13 protein-coding genes and 1 pseudogene are annotated in these 13,252 nt (G+C 56.4%); 4 read left to right on the forward strand and 10 right to left on the reverse strand.

The genetic code is table 11. The features are described from left to right. Positions 1–4 precede the first annotated feature (4 nt). The 4 genes from hpnE to DFR30_RS06525 all read right to left on the reverse strand — a co-directional run bounded on the left by hpnE (position 5) and on the right by DFR30_RS06525 (position 4,584). Positions 5–1,336 (reverse strand): hydroxysqualene dehydroxylase HpnE, encoded by a 1,332-nt coding sequence (hpnE, locus tag DFR30_RS06510; RefSeq protein ID WP_132971887.1) that lies wholly within the window; start codon positions 1,334–1,336, stop codon positions 5–7. Further along, complete coding sequence (gene hpnD, locus DFR30_RS06515; protein WP_132971888.1) at positions 1,329–2,204, reverse strand: presqualene diphosphate synthase HpnD; 876 nt, start codon at positions 2,202–2,204, stop codon at positions 1,329–1,331. The genes hpnE and hpnD overlap by 8 nt, the downstream gene beginning before the upstream one ends. Positions 2,205–2,278: 74 nt before the next feature. Further along, on the reverse strand, positions 2,279–3,208 hold the full coding sequence (gene hpnC, locus DFR30_RS06520) for a squalene synthase HpnC (RefSeq protein WP_132971889.1): 930 nt from the start codon (positions 3,206–3,208) through the stop codon (positions 2,279–2,281). A gap of 86 nt (positions 3,209–3,294) precedes the next feature. Continuing rightward, on the reverse strand, positions 3,295–4,584 hold the full coding sequence (locus DFR30_RS06525) for a DNA recombination protein RmuC (RefSeq protein WP_132971890.1): 1,290 nt from the start codon (positions 4,582–4,584) through the stop codon (positions 3,295–3,297). 171 nt (positions 4,585–4,755) lie between these two features. Between DFR30_RS06525 and DFR30_RS06530 the strand changes: the two genes are divergently transcribed. Then, positions 4,756–5,907 carry a porin gene (locus tag DFR30_RS06530; protein ID WP_165869116.1) on the forward strand — a complete coding sequence of 384 codons (1,152 nt, stop codon included), beginning with the start codon at positions 4,756–4,758 and terminating at the stop codon, positions 5,905–5,907. Between the two features lie 106 nt (positions 5,908–6,013). On the opposite strand, the gene DFR30_RS06535 is transcribed toward DFR30_RS06530, so the two are convergent. The 6 genes from DFR30_RS06535 to DFR30_RS06560 form a co-directional block, all read right to left on the reverse strand. Beyond that, positions 6,014–7,213, reverse strand: coding sequence for an ABC transporter permease (locus DFR30_RS06535; protein ID WP_132971892.1), 1,200 nt, complete (start codon positions 7,211–7,213; stop codon positions 6,014–6,016). 24 nt (positions 7,214–7,237) lie between these two features. Then, complete coding sequence (locus DFR30_RS06540; RefSeq protein ID WP_132971893.1) at positions 7,238–7,567, reverse strand: TraR/DksA family transcriptional regulator; 330 nt, start codon at positions 7,565–7,567, stop codon at positions 7,238–7,240. A gap of 13 nt (positions 7,568–7,580) precedes the next feature. Beyond that, the gene (locus DFR30_RS06545) at positions 7,581–7,823 is read right to left on the reverse strand and encodes an HP1242/YdcH family protein (RefSeq protein WP_132971894.1); all 243 of its coding nucleotides are present in this window, start codon (positions 7,821–7,823) and stop codon (positions 7,581–7,583) included. A gap of 88 nt (positions 7,824–7,911) precedes the next feature. Then, the gene (locus DFR30_RS06550) at positions 7,912–9,120 is read right to left on the reverse strand and encodes an ABC transporter permease (protein WP_132971895.1); all 1,209 of its coding nucleotides are present in this window, start codon (positions 9,118–9,120) and stop codon (positions 7,912–7,914) included. Between the two features lies 1 nt (position 9,121). Next, positions 9,122–9,808 carry an ABC transporter ATP-binding protein gene (locus DFR30_RS06555; protein ID WP_132971896.1) on the reverse strand — a complete coding sequence of 229 codons (687 nt, stop codon included), beginning with the start codon at positions 9,806–9,808 and terminating at the stop codon, positions 9,122–9,124. Continuing rightward, a complete protein-coding gene (locus DFR30_RS06560; RefSeq protein WP_132971897.1) occupies positions 9,795–10,958 on the reverse strand; it encodes an efflux RND transporter periplasmic adaptor subunit in 1,164 nt (387 codons plus the stop codon). The genes DFR30_RS06555 and DFR30_RS06560 overlap by 14 nt, the downstream gene beginning before the upstream one ends. Before the next feature lie 124 nt (positions 10,959–11,082). Between DFR30_RS06560 and DFR30_RS06565 the strand changes: the two genes are divergently transcribed. The 3 genes and pseudogenes from DFR30_RS06565 (at position 11,083) to arsJ (ending at position 13,187) form a co-directional block, all read left to right on the forward strand. Continuing rightward, entirely contained in the window at positions 11,083–11,436 is a 354-nt protein-coding gene (locus DFR30_RS06565) for an ArsR/SmtB family transcription factor (protein WP_132971898.1), read from the forward strand. 329 nt (positions 11,437–11,765) lie between these two features. After that, positions 11,766–11,939 (forward strand): annotated as a pseudogene (locus DFR30_RS14555) (ArsJ-associated glyceraldehyde-3-phosphate dehydrogenase); the annotation flags it as partial. Between the two features lie 15 nt (positions 11,940–11,954). After that, positions 11,955–13,187, forward strand: coding sequence for an organoarsenical effux MFS transporter ArsJ (gene arsJ, locus DFR30_RS06575; RefSeq protein WP_132971900.1), 1,233 nt, complete (start codon positions 11,955–11,957; stop codon positions 13,185–13,187). Positions 13,188–13,252 lie beyond the last annotated feature (65 nt).

Genomic DNA, 13,252 nt, shown 5'->3' on the forward strand with positions numbered 1-13,252 from the left:
GCGGTCAGTCCAGGGTTTTAATAATGGCGTTGGCGCAGTTTACACCGCTGCGTATGGCACCTTCGAGTGTGGCAGGCAGGCCGGTGTCTGTGTAATCACCTGCCAGCCAGAGTCCATCGACCGGCGTGTGATTGCCCGGGCGAATCGCGTCAATACCGGTCTGACTCGAGAAAGTAGCCCGTTTTTCCCGTATTACCCGGTGCTCTGATGGACCGGGCCAGCCAGGGAAGGTTTCAGCAAGTTCTGCAATGACGTGTCTGGCCAGTGTGCTGTTGTCCAGTTTGCTGTGTTTTCCACGTGCGCTGATCACTACGGCAATCAGCCCGGGCTGTCCACAAACACGGCGATCGAACAGCCATTGCGCAAGGCCTTCCTCGATACCGACCATGGGTTGGGGGAGGCTAACGGTATCCGGGTATTGTACATACAGGGTAATAATCGGCTCATTCCCCAGCTGCTCGAGGTGCCTGCAAAGCGCTTTCAGTTTCCGGTGGTGCGACATCAGACGCCGGCTGATGATATGCGGAGTCGCCAGTACAATATGCCGGGCGGGGAGTTGTTTTTGCCCGATACAGACGGAAAGCGCTGACGGGTTGTTTACTGAAAGACCGGTGACACGTTCGCCAAGCCGGGTTTGAGCGCCATGTGTTTCCAGCCAGGCCGCAGCAGGTGTCGGTAACAGGTTACCGAGTTCAACGCGGCTGAATAACAGATCGCAATGCCGGTTCATTTGCAGGAAAGCGTCTTTCAGTACACGCAGGAAAATACGAGCAGACGCTTCGGTGATCGGAGTATTCAGCGTGGCGATACAGAGTGGTTCCCACAAGCGCCGGATCATGGCTGGCGTCTGCTTTTCACTGTGTAGCAGGGCCTGAACACTGATGTCATCGCTGGGGGAAAAATACAAGGTTTTCAGGTGCCGGCCAAAGCGCAATGCCTGTAGTCTGTCGTTTAAGCCGAGTCCGCGTGCAAACAGAATCGCCGATAACAGGTGAAGGGGGGCAGGCAGACGTGGTGTATGAAATTGCAGGCTGGCATGTCCTTTGTGAAAGGTTGTCAGCGACAGGGGCTCGCGCAGTAATACCTTGTCCAGGTCCAGCCCAATATCCTGTAACAGCGACAGCATTGACTGGTAGGCGCCAATCATCAGGTGCTGGCCATTATCAACTACCGTTTCGCCAAAGCGGATACTGCGTGCGCGCCCACCGAGCTGGCGGGCGGACTCCAGCAACATCACGGGCACGTTACGGCGGGTTAGCGTGATAGCGGCACTCAGGCCAGCCCAGCCGCCGCCAACAATCACGACAGGCGCTTCGTCGTTAGTCAGTTCAGGCATGTGCAGGCTGTTTTCGGTATTTACGTTGCCAGCGGCGTTCGCACCTGGCTGTATTCCAGGCGATCCAGAGCTTACGTATGGGTGTCAAACGCACGCGGTGTTCCATAACACGGTAGTCATCTGCCTCGATTTCCTTCAGCAGGGTGCGATAGATAGCGGCCATGATCAGACCGCCTCGTTGTGCTTCGCGGTCGGCATCAGGCAGGTAATCGATGGCACGCCGGTAATATTCGTGCGCACGCTGTGCCTGCTGGTGGCACAGGGCGCGCATGCCTTCACCTGGTTTGAGGTCGAGCAGATCGTGCGGGTTGACCTTGTGTTCGAGCATTTCATCGAGGGGCAGGTAAATGCGACCGCGTTCGGCGTCCTCACGTACATCGCGAAGGATATTGGTCAGCTGGAAAGCCGTGCCCAGTGTTTCGGCGTACTTGAGGGTGTGGCGATCCCGGTAGCCGAAAATTTCCGCTGACAACAGGCCGACCACGCCGGCGACACGGTGGCAGTACAGGGCCAGGTCCGGGAATGTCTCGTAACGCGTTTGGTCGAGATCCATCGCCATGCCATCGATGATCTCCTGGAAATATTCGACAGGCAGGTTGTGTGTCTGAACAGGGTTGAGCAGGGCGCAGGTAACCGGGTGAGTCGGGTCACCCTTGAAACAGTGCTCGATCTCGCTACGCCACCAGTCCAGCTTGGTACGTGCTATGCCGGCATCCGAACATTCGTCCACCACGTCATCGACTTCACGGCAGAAAGCGTACAGTGCTGTGATGGCCTGGCGTTTTTCAGGTGGTAGAAACAGGAAGCTGTAATAGAAGCTGGAGCCACTTGCAGCGGCTTTTTCCTGACAGTATCGATCGGGTGACATGGCATCCTGATTGAATGAAAAAAACAAATTCTAACCGCTTTGCCGGTCCAGTGAAATGTACTTTTTCAGCGCCGTCAGAAGCCCTGACGAATAGCAGAAAACAGGATGCCGATCCGCTCTTTCCGGTCCAGCCGCGGCCGTGCGAATACATCATCCTGTGCGTACAGTTTTTCCAGCACTCTGGCACCTCCGAGGATGATGGTGCGCAATTCCAGACCGAAGCGCCCACCCAGCTGCTGGCCCAGCGGGCTGCCTGCACGCAGCAGCTTGTCTGCACGCCGGACCTGGAAACGGATCAGTTCTTTCAGCTCGAAGCTGTTTCGACGGTCCCGGATGGTGTCCTCGGTGACGGAAAAACGCTGCATCTCGTCCTGTGGTAAGTAGATCCGGTCGTTTTCCTGGTAATCCTGGTGGATGTCCTGCAAAAAATTGATCAGTTGCAGCGCACTGCAAATGGCATCAGAGCGGGCGAACTTGCGTTCATCAACCTGGCGATTGAGGTGTAGCAACAGTCGACCGACCGGATTGGCTGAGCGTCGGCAATAGTCCATGAGTTCACCAAAGTTGGCGTAGCGCTTGCGGGTTACATCCTGGCGAAAGGCGCTGAGGAGGTCCTGAAACAGTGCTACGGGTAGCGCGTGGTTTTCAATTGTGTCGGCCAGTGCAGTGTACAACGGCTGGGGTGGCGGTGTTCCCTGTTCAATCAGCTGCAGGGCCTGTCCCATTTCCTCGAGTTGCAGTAGCCGTTCAGCTTCATCGGCATCTCCTTCGTCGGCAATATCGTCGGCACGGCGTGCAAAGGCATAGATAGCGGCAACGGGGTCGCGCAGCCGGCGTGGTAGCAGGAATGAAGCGACCGGGAAATTTTCATAATGCGATTGCGCGAGTTTCCGGCAACTGCGATAGGCCTGTGCAATATCAGCTGTTGTACAGTAAGTAGATGGGCTTTCCAAGGCGTCAGAAAACCCTGGTTTGTACCATGCCGTGGCATATTGGATTGTCATACCGGCGTTGACCGGGTTCCCGTTCACGGAATGTTACAGGTTCCGACATGCGCCGGAATGACAGGAGGTAATTGGAAGGAAGTATCTTAATGGGTTTCATCCGGCGGTTTATCGGCTATTTCACTGTCACGTACATCGCGTGGCAATCGTTCGACGGGCGCTGCTTCCGTTATCTCCTTCTTGCCACGTATGCCCATTTCATTGAAGCGCCTGGCGCTGGGAAGAATACGGCTGTCGAAGGAGCCAACGGCGCTGTTATAGTGTTTGACGCTGTTTCCCAATGCGCTGCCGAGCTTGTCGAGATGACCGGCAAAGGTACTCAGTCTTTCATACAGTTCTTCACCCACTGTGCGTATCTGCTCGGCATTTTCAGCCAGCGATTCCTGTCGCCAGCCATAGGCAATGGCACGTAGCAGGGCAACCAGGCTGGACGGCGTTGCCAGCACCACACGGTCTGTCAGTGCATCCTCCAGCAGGGTTGCATCCAGTTCCAGTGCGGCGCTGAGGAACTGGTCGCCGGGGATGAACAGGACGACAAAATCGAGTGAAGACGACAGGTTTTGCCAGTAGGCCTTGCTCGCCAGCTCTCGTACCCGCGCACGGACATTGCGTGCGTGGCGCTGCAGTTCCTGCGCGCGCGTTACATCATCTTCTGCCTCGACTGCGCACAGGTAGGCATCCATGGGTGCCTTGGCATCCACGACAACTTCACGTCCACCAGGCATGCGTACAATCATATCCGGGCGTTGCTTGCCTTCTTCGCTATCGATACTGTGCTGCTGTTTGAAATCGCAGTGTTCGACCATGCCGGCAAGCTCGGCCAGACGCTTGAGTGTCAGTTCACCCCACTGGCCACGCACTTCCGGGCGTTTCAACGCCTTGACCAGGTTGCGGGTCTCGTTCTGCAACTGGTCGTGGGCTGATTTCATGAATTCAAGGTGCTGGTTGAGCGCGCCAAAACTTTTTTGCCGCTCTTCTTCCATTTTCCGGATCTGCTGATCGGTTTTGTCCAGCGTTTCGCGAATAGGCTTGACCAGGTTCTCAACGGCTTTTTCACGCTTGTCGAACTCGTTACTGGATTGCTCGTGCAGGGCCCTGAAACGGGTTTCTGCCAGTTTGAGGAATTCGCTGCTGCTGGATTTCATGATGTCGCCGGCCAGTGCCTTGAAGGAATCTTCCAGTTGAGTGCGCGCGGTTTCAAAGCTACGCAGTTTTTCTTCCATTACCCGGCGTTCGCTTTCCAGCTGCGCCGTCACACGCACATTTTCCTCCTTCAGTGCCGAGAGTTTGCGCTGTGCACGCATACTTGCAGCCAACCAGCCCACCAGGCCGGCGAGCAGGGCGCTGAGGAGAACGATGATCCATGTAATTTCCATGGGCGCATGATACCCAATCTCCCGGCCCTTCGCTGCCTGCTGTACTGATTTTTGTCACATTCCCGTCATACAGATGTCATTTCACCGTCATACAGGCGACATAAAGTACGCCTGTCACTTAACAACCCGTCTCACAAATCAAATACAGTTAATCAGGAGAAGCACATGCGCATGAACGCTGTTCATCAAGGCATACTGTCAGTATTGGGAATATGCATTGCCATACCCGCCCACGCAGCCGGCATTACCGTCTACAAAGAGGGTGAAAAATACCTGAAGATGGGTGGCCGCATCCAGATGCAGTACCATCAGTCTGACCCGGACAATGGCGATGACACGGATGAATTGTTCCTGCGTCGTTTCCGTCCTTACATCGAAGGTAGTATCCACAAGGACTGGAAGGGCAAGTTCCAGTTTGATTTTGGCAAGGCCGAAGGCAGTAACGAAGTGGCTGTCAAGGATGCCTACATGGAGTACATGGGTTTCGATGCGGCAAAGATTCTGCTGGGTAATGTAAAAACGGCCTTTTCACGTGAGTTCCTGACGTCGTCCAAGAAGCAGCAGCTGGTCGAGCGCACTTTTGTCGGCGATCACAACTACGGCGCACCGGATCGCAGTCTGGGTTTACACCTCAAAGGCAGCAACAAGGAGAACCTGACCTGGGGCGCCACGTTTGCCCAGGCCAATATCGATCCGGATGCCAAAAAACTGGACTTCGATACACCGGTTAACCGCAACGATGACTTCAATGAAGGCTGGGTTACTGCGGCACGTGTGGATTTCCACCCCTTCGGTATCCTGAAAATGTCACAGGGAGACTTCAGGGGCGACACCCGGGCTACCATTGGTGTAGCAGCATTCCGCTGGAGCAACGATGACGATAATAACACCTACACGCTGGGTGGCGTTTCAACCAGTGCCAGCAAGGCTGACGTTGATGAAGTGACCGGGTTTGAGATCAGTGGTGCGTTACGTGCAGCCGGTGCCTCTGTCGATGCCGAGTACAACAAGATCAGTGCGGATACGGTGGATGGTAACTTCACCGGTGGTATCTACGAGAACGGTTCAACGGATCTTGAGAACTGGGCCATCGAAGGCGGCTACATGATTGTACCGGCCAAATTCGAGCTGGTTGCCGGTTACCAGTCGCAGGATGCCGACAACTACGGCACCGAGTGGATCCGTACATCCTTTGGTGCCAACTGGTACCTGCACAAGCACGATATCAAGATGCAGGCCACGTACCGTCAGAACTCGGACGTGAACGGTGTCAAGGGCGATGACGAGGATGAAGTCTTTGTGCAGGCCCAGTACGTGTTCTAAAAGCTCGGCGCAGCGTGGGGGCACGGTCTCATAGCCTGAGGACTCCACCCGCGCTCCCGGTTTGTTGTTCAATAATGAATCCCCGCTACGGCGGGGATTTTTTTGCCTATTCGGTTCTTAGTGCCTCGACCGGGTCAAGCTGTGCCGCATTGCGTGCCGGCAGAACACCGGCAGCAATACCGATGACGACGGCAAGGCCTTCAGCCATGACGGCATATATCCAGGGTGTGTGAACCGGCAGGTCGGGGAGGGCGTAACTGATCGCACTCGCCAGTCCTGCCCCCAGCATCAAGCCGGTAAGCCCGCCCGCGGCCGCAAGTACGATGGCTTCACCAAGAAACAGCGATAGCACCTGGCTACGTTGTGCACCCAGTGCGCGTACCAGCCCGATTTCACTGCGACGTTCATTTACCGAAATAGTCATAATAGTGATAATGCCAATCGAACCGACAAGCAGTGAAATGCCACCTATTGCACCCACGGCGAAGGTCAGGATATTCAGAATCGAACCCAGGACTTCAAGCATCTGTGCCTGGGTGGTAATGGTGAAGTCCTCACGGCCATGCCGGTTGATGAGGGTGCGCCGGATACTACTGACCACCTTGTCGACACTGGTTTCAGGCGGGTAGAGCACATCAATTTCGAACAGCGAGTTGCGATTGAACAACTCAAGCGCACGTTGGGCCGGGATATACACCGTGTCGTCCAGGTCAAAGCCGAGCACGGTGCCCTTGGGCTCCATGACGCCAATGATGCGGTAGCGGTTGCCGCCAATGCCGATACGTTGCCCGAGCGGGTTGTTGTCTCCAAACAGTTCCCGGCGTAACTTGCTTCCCAGTACAGCCAGTGCACGCGGTGCAGTCGGGTCATCGGCTGGCAGGAAACGACCTGATTTTACATGCATGCTGAATGCCACCGGCATATCGGGGCCGGCGCCATAGATTGTCGTGCGCCGCCGCCGTCCTGCTGCCTCCACTTCAGCATTGCCCTGAACGAAGGGGACGACGGACGCTGCATTCGGTAAACGCTTGAGGGCTTCAGCATCCTCGATCGTCAGTGGCCGTTCAGTACCGAATACGCCGACACTACCACCGTGCGTGGTGGTACGTCCGGGATTGATGGCAACAATATTCGTACCAAACTGGGTAAACTCGGACAGTACGAAGCGGTGGATGCCCTCACCGATAGAGGTGAGCAGAACCACCGCGGCAATGCCGATCGCAATGCCCAGCATGGTAAGAAAACTGCGCATGCGGTGCGCGACCAGGGCGCTGCCGGTCAGGGTAATAAAATCACGGAACAGCACGGGCTTCAGCCTGAACCCATGCCGTTAGCCTTCAGCACAATCAATGCATACTGTCGTGTAGGGTACAGCGGCAAGCCGTTTTTCGCCGATGGGGTTCCCGCAACGCTCGCAGACACCATAGGTTCCGGCCTTGATGCGTAGCAGTGCGGCGTCGATTTTCTGAACTGTGGCCCTGGCTTCATCATCCAGCGCGGTCAGTACATCATCGTTTTCCCCCTGGGTCACCTGTTCGGCAAAGTCCTTCTCGACAGGCTGGTCCTGGTGATGGAGGTCTTTTTCGAGCGCATTGATGCGCGCAACCATTTCTTCGCGCAAGGCCCGCAACCTGGTTTCGTATGCCGTGTAGTCGGTCATTGAACACCCCGTATCAGTTTTCGCTTTTTAGCATGGAAAACAGCTCGTCTTTCAGGGCAAGCCGCTTTTTCTTCAGTTCTTCCAGGTACTCGTCTGATGTGGTTTCGATACCTTCCTCCACACGATGAATCTCATGGTCTAATTCATGATATTTCTCGAACTGGTGTGAAAAGTGCCGGTTGGATATTTTCAGGTTATGAATGCGGTCCTTGTATTCAGGGAGCTCGTGGATCAGGTCGTGTTTTTCGCCCAGCATTGATTTTTCCTCGTTTGTCAGTTTGTCAGATACAGCTACATGGTAGATAGATATTTATGGGTTGTAATTGATATCGAGCAAGTTTTTACTACCTGCCGGACAGTGCCAGTACCGGGTCCAGCCGCGCTGCACGCCGGGCGGGCAACAGGCTGAACAGGAGTCCTGTGGTCAATGCCACCAGCAATGCGGTCAGGGTGGCCCATCCAGGCGGGTAGGCTGGCAGGGTCGGGAACATCTGCCGGACGATGACGCTGCCCAGCTCGCCAAGCAACAGGCCCAGCAGTGCCCCCAGCGACGATAACAGAAAGGCTTCGGCGAGAAACAGTGCCACGATCTGCCGTGGTGCAGCGCCCAGCGCTTTCAGTAGCCCGATTTCAGCCGTGCGTTGCGATACAGCGACCAGCATTACGTTCATGATCAGAATGCCTGCAACAAACAGGCTTATGGCGGCTATCCCTCCGACGGCATACGTCAGTGCGGTAAAAATCCGGTCGAATGTCGCCAGTACGGCGTCCTGCGTAATCACCGTGACATCTTCCTCGCCCTGGTGGCGCTCCTTCAGCGTATCGAGGATGAACTGTTTGACAGGTTCTATGGCTTCACGGGTTCTGGCTTCCACCAGGATACGAAACAGCGACGGGGTGTTGAACAACTGCTGTGCCGAGGCGACCGGGATCATGACGGTTTCCTGTACATCCACGCCAATAGAGCGGCCTTCGGAGCCCAGGATTCCGATTACCCGGAAACGCCTGTCGCCGATACGCATCCACTGGCCGAGCGCGGGTTGTGACCCGAACAGTTCGTCGCGGATTTTTGTACCAATCACACACACCGGGCTGGCGATATCGATATCCGTGTCAGGCAGGAAGCGGCCTTTTGCCAGTGTCCAGTGACGTAGTGCCAGCAGTTCATTGGTGGTACCAAAAACCGTGACTTCACGACTTCGGCTTTTCCAGCTGGCATCAGCCGAGCCAACATTGATCGGCGCAATACGTCGTACCCGGTAGCTGCGTGTCAATGCCATGGCATCGTCAAGGGTGAGATCGCGCGGTGTTTCACCCATCAATGTACTGGGAGAAACGCCGGCCGTTTCCGCCCGGCCGGGGATGACAATAATCAGGTTGGTTCCCAGTGAGGCGAATTGCCCGGCGACATATCGGCGCGCACCTTCACCCAGTGCAGTCAGCATGACCACCGCCGCCACACCGATGGCCATGGCCATAAGCATCAGCACCGTTCGTGTGGTGTAGCCCGTAAGGGCATGCCAGGCAAAGGCACCGATGTCACGGCTGTGCATGCTACGCTCCCCTCGTCCGGTCAGTTTCGATGCGTCCGTCGAGCATGTGGACCTGGCGGCGTGCGCGACTGCCGATTTCTGCATCGTGAGTCACAACCAGCAAGGTGATGCCGCGGGCATTGAGCGATTCGATAATATCGATGACATCCTGGCCGGATTTCCGGTCCAGGTTGCCGGTTGGCTCATCCGCCAGCAGGACTTTCGGTTGCATGATGGTGGCGCGCGCAATGGCGACACGCTGGCGCTGGCCGCCTGACAGCTGGTCAGGTTTGTGGTGAGCGCGAGTATCCAGATTCAGTGCTTTCAGGGCTTCACTGACGCGCGCATCGCGAATCGCCTTGTCTATTCCGGCGAGCATCAGTGGCAGTTCGATGTTCTGCGCCGCAGTCAGGCGTGGCACAAGATGGAAAGCCTGGAATACAAATCCGATCTGGCGGTTACGCACCTCGGCCTGTGCGACATCACTCAGTGTGGTTACATCTTCACCATTGAGCAAGTACTGGCCGCGGGTAGCCCTGTCCAGTAACCCGATCAGGTTCAGCAGGGTGGATTTACCTGACCCGGAGGGCCCCATAATAGAGACATACTCCCCGGCTTCAATGTGCAGGTTGACATCGTCCAGGGCATGCACAGTCTGGTCACCCACCTGGAAATCCCGGTGCACCTGGCGGAGTTCAATGACGGCCATCTTTAGCCGATTCAATGCGCACTTCGGCGCCGTCTTCCACACCGTCCCGGTCAACCGAAATCACCACCTTTTCTCCGGCATCGAGACCAGACAGGACTTCGGTGTAGTTCCAGTTGAACAGCCCGGTTTCGATGGCCTGTTCCCGCAGCAGATTGTCCTTGCCAACCACAAACACTTTGTCACCTTCAAGAATCGCCTCGGTAGGAATACGCAAGGTGTCGTCGTGTTTCGACAGGACAATCTCGATGTCAGCGCTATAGCCGGGCAGCATGTTTTTGCTGTCTTCGGCATTGACAAAATTTACCTCGACATCAACTACACGCGCCTGTTTTTCCCGGTCGATGACATAAGGCGCGATGCGCCGGACCTTGCCGGCAAAGGTCCGGTCCGGGAAGGCGTCGAGCGAAATTCTTGCCTGCATGCCCGTTCTGACGCCCGGCGCGTCGACCTCGTCGACCGGTGCCGAGATATACAGGCAGCTGATGTCTACCAGGTCCACCGCAGGAGGTGTGGGAACACCCACCGGAGAAGGTGTGACAAACTCACCGATTTCGCCATTGATCTCCGCGACAATACCGTCAAATGGTGCGGTCAGGCGGGTACGGTCCAGCAGTGCCTGCGCCACAGCAAGCTGGGCCTCGTTGACGCGTGTATTGGCATTGGCTGCTTCGCAGGCCGCGGCCTGGGCCTCGGCTTCACCGTCGGCCTTGTCGCTGGCTTCTTCCGTTGCCAGCCCCTTGCTTCGCAGTGAACGTAAGCGCACGGCTTCCCGCCGGGCCACTCTGGACAGTACACAGGTCTGCCTTGCCAGCGCCTGCGCGGCTTTGGTCTGGCTGCCAGCGAGCGTAACGCGGGAACGCAGGTCATCGTTCCATAATTCCAGTAAAACATCACCAGCCTTGACGGTGTCACCGTCCTGCACAGGAAGGTGGGCAATCTGGCCGCCAATGGCGGGAGAAATAGCGGCACGTTTACAGGCTTTCACTGTGCCGGCGCGGGTATTTGCAGTGGTGTCCTCGACAGTGCCACGTGTGATGGTTGCGACCACGACTTCGACCGGTCCGGGGCGAGTCAGGTACAGCACTGCGGCTACAGCGATAACGGCTAACAGCAAGCTGAAGCCAAGCAGCTTCAGTCGTTTACGAACCATGTTCTGGATTCTCCCTTTGGCACAGCGGTACGATACACCAAATCAACTTGCGAAGGGCAGTGAGCCTTGCAGTTGCCTGTATAAAGGTTGACCCGTTGCAAACGTCTGGTTCACACTCGCTGTTATGGAACTGAGCGCAGAAACTTTCTTCAAGGCACTCGCCGACCCCACCCGCTTGCGCAGCCTGATGTTGCTGGTGCAGGAAGGTGAGTTGTGTGTATGCGAACTCATGTGCGCGCTGGATATTATCCAGCCGAAGATTTCCCGTCACCTGGCGCAACTTCGTGAGGCCGGCATTGTCTCGACCCGACGGGAAGGGCAGTGGATTTACTACCGTCTGCACAAAAATCTGCCCGCCTGGGTAAAACAGGTGCTGAAGGCAACAGCAAAGGGCGTTGCCGGGCAGGCGCCCTTTGCCGACGACCGACAGGCGCTTGTTGACATGCCAGATCGCCCCGGTGCCTCCTGTTGCGCCTGACTGCCTGAGCCAAATACTGCCGGCCTCAACCCGCCTCCCGTCATTGCGAGGCCTTACCCTTGCGGGTCAAGGCATCGCAATGACGGTATTCAGGTGAGAACGCAAGCATGGTGGTACTCGTATATACAGTTGTGCATATATATGAAAATAAGTATATTTGACCCTGTTTCGGGTATGACGACCAGGCGGGGAGTGGCACCGTGGCAATATGCACAGCAATCAACGGCTTTGGCCGAATGCGGTGCCTTGCACTACGCATGGCGCGGGGATGTGACGAGCTGGAATTTGTACACATCAATGAAACAGCGGGGGATACGACCTGTTCCGCTACCCAGACTATTATCGATAAGGGGCATAAAGTTCTGCGCCGGGCACGTGCCTGTGACGAGTCACTGATCCCGACATCGACCGGGTCGTCAAAGGCGATTACGCAGATCTTTCCTGAACTGACCGGCAAGCTGAATGGCCTGGCGGAACTGGTGTGCAAGGTTGCCACCAGTCTCTGAGCGGCACCCGTCATGAATACGGCATCCACCTCGAGCGAAAGTCTGCGTAACTACCTGGTAGTGACGGCGTCCTACTGGGCCTTCACCATTACCGACGGTGCCATCCGTATGCTGGTGGTGCTGTACTTCTTCCGACTGGGTTATGCACCGCTGGAAATCGCTTTCCTGTTCTTGTTCTACGAATTCTTTGGCGTACTGACCAACCTGCTGGGTGGCTGGGTCGGTTCGCGTATCGGCTTGAATGTGACCATGCACCTTGGCATGAGTTTGCAGGTGATTGCCCTGGCTATGCTGACGGTACCCGAAGCCTGGCTCAGTGTGCCGTACGTCATGGCGGCGCAGGCCCTGTCCGGTATCGCCAAGGACCTGAACAAGATGAGCGCCAAGGCCAGCGTCAAGTTGATGCTGCCAAAGGATGCGCACGGGCGGTTGTTCAAGTGGGTCGCCGTATTGACCGGCTCCAAGAATGCGCTGAAGGGCTTTGGGTTCTTTGTCGGTGGCTGGCTGTTGTCGCTGGTGGGTTTCCGTCATGCGTTGTTCATACTGGCAGGCAGTTTGTTACTGGTATTGCTGGCTACATTGATGTTGTTGCCCCGCCAGCTGGGTCGCTCCAGCAAGAAGACACGCTTTGGCCAGTTGTTTTCCCGCAGCCGCAATATCAACTGGCTGTCAGCAGCACGGTTTTTTCTGTTTGGTTCACGCGATATCTGGTTTGTCGTTGGCTTGCCGGTGTACTTCGCTTCACAACTGGGTTGGGACAATGCGCGGGTAGGTGGTTTTCTTGCCCTGTGGGTAATCGGCTACGGTATTGTCCAGGCGAGTGTGCCGATCCTGTTGCGTAAACGGGGCGGTGGACGTGGCCCGGGTGCGGACACGGCACGCTTCTGGGTATTTGTCCTGGTCCTTGTTCCGGCGGGTATTGCGCTGGGTCTGACGGCCGGTTATGACCCGGCGACCGTCCTGGTGGCAGGACTTGGCCTGTTTGCGCTGGTGTTCGCCATCAACTCGGCGGTGCATTCCTTCCTGGTGCTGGCCTATTCACAGCACGACCAGGCGGCCGTCAATGTGGGGTTTTACTACATGGCAAATGCCGGTGGTCGACTGCTCGGGACGGTGCTGTCCGGCTGGGTCTACCAGAACCAGGGACTGACAGGCTGCCTGTGGTGGTCAGTCGGATTTGTGCTTGCTGCGGCTATTTTGTCCCTGGGCCTGCGCGATTCCGATGCGGTTGCCCCTGCCACATAAAATACGGTCAGACCTATACCCGGAGCGTCCCTGGACTTTCCTTCACGGACGGATACTATCCGTTA

Origin of the sequence: Thiogranum longum (assembly GCF_004339085.1) — a bacterium.
Taxonomy (GTDB): domain Bacteria; phylum Pseudomonadota; class Gammaproteobacteria; order DSM-19610; family DSM-19610; genus Thiogranum; species Thiogranum longum.

What these genes read in the sequence shown, in the direction of transcription:
- hpnE (WP_132971887.1), bottom strand. Translation starts at nt 1,336, where the DNA reads ATGCCTGAACTGACTAACGACGAAGCGCCTGTCGTGATTGTTGGCGGC.
- hpnD (WP_132971888.1), bottom strand. Translation starts at nt 2,204, where the DNA reads ATGTCACCCGATCGATACTGTCAGGAAAAAGCCGCTGCAAGTGGCTCC.
- hpnC (WP_132971889.1), bottom strand. Translation starts at nt 3,208, where the DNA reads ATGACAATCCAATATGCCACGGCATGGTACAAACCAGGGTTTTCTGAC.
- DFR30_RS06525 (WP_132971890.1), bottom strand. Translation starts at nt 4,584, where the DNA reads ATGGAAATTACATGGATCATCGTTCTCCTCAGCGCCCTGCTCGCCGGC.
- DFR30_RS06530 (WP_165869116.1), top strand. Translation starts at nt 4,756, where the DNA reads ATGAACGCTGTTCATCAAGGCATACTGTCAGTATTGGGAATATGCATT.
- DFR30_RS06540 (WP_132971893.1), bottom strand. Translation starts at nt 7,567, where the DNA reads ATGACCGACTACACGGCATACGAAACCAGGTTGCGGGCCTTGCGCGAA.
- DFR30_RS06545 (WP_132971894.1), bottom strand. Translation starts at nt 7,823, where the DNA reads ATGCTGGGCGAAAAACACGACCTGATCCACGAGCTCCCTGAATACAAG.
- DFR30_RS06550 (WP_132971895.1), bottom strand. Translation starts at nt 9,120, where the DNA reads ATGCACAGCCGTGACATCGGTGCCTTTGCCTGGCATGCCCTTACGGGC.
- DFR30_RS06555 (WP_132971896.1), bottom strand. Translation starts at nt 9,808, where the DNA reads ATGGCCGTCATTGAACTCCGCCAGGTGCACCGGGATTTCCAGGTGGGT.
- DFR30_RS06560 (WP_132971897.1), bottom strand. Translation starts at nt 10,958, where the DNA reads ATGGTTCGTAAACGACTGAAGCTGCTTGGCTTCAGCTTGCTGTTAGCC.
- DFR30_RS06565 (WP_132971898.1), top strand. Translation starts at nt 11,083, where the DNA reads ATGGAACTGAGCGCAGAAACTTTCTTCAAGGCACTCGCCGACCCCACC.
- arsJ (WP_132971900.1), top strand. Translation starts at nt 11,955, where the DNA reads ATGAATACGGCATCCACCTCGAGCGAAAGTCTGCGTAACTACCTGGTA.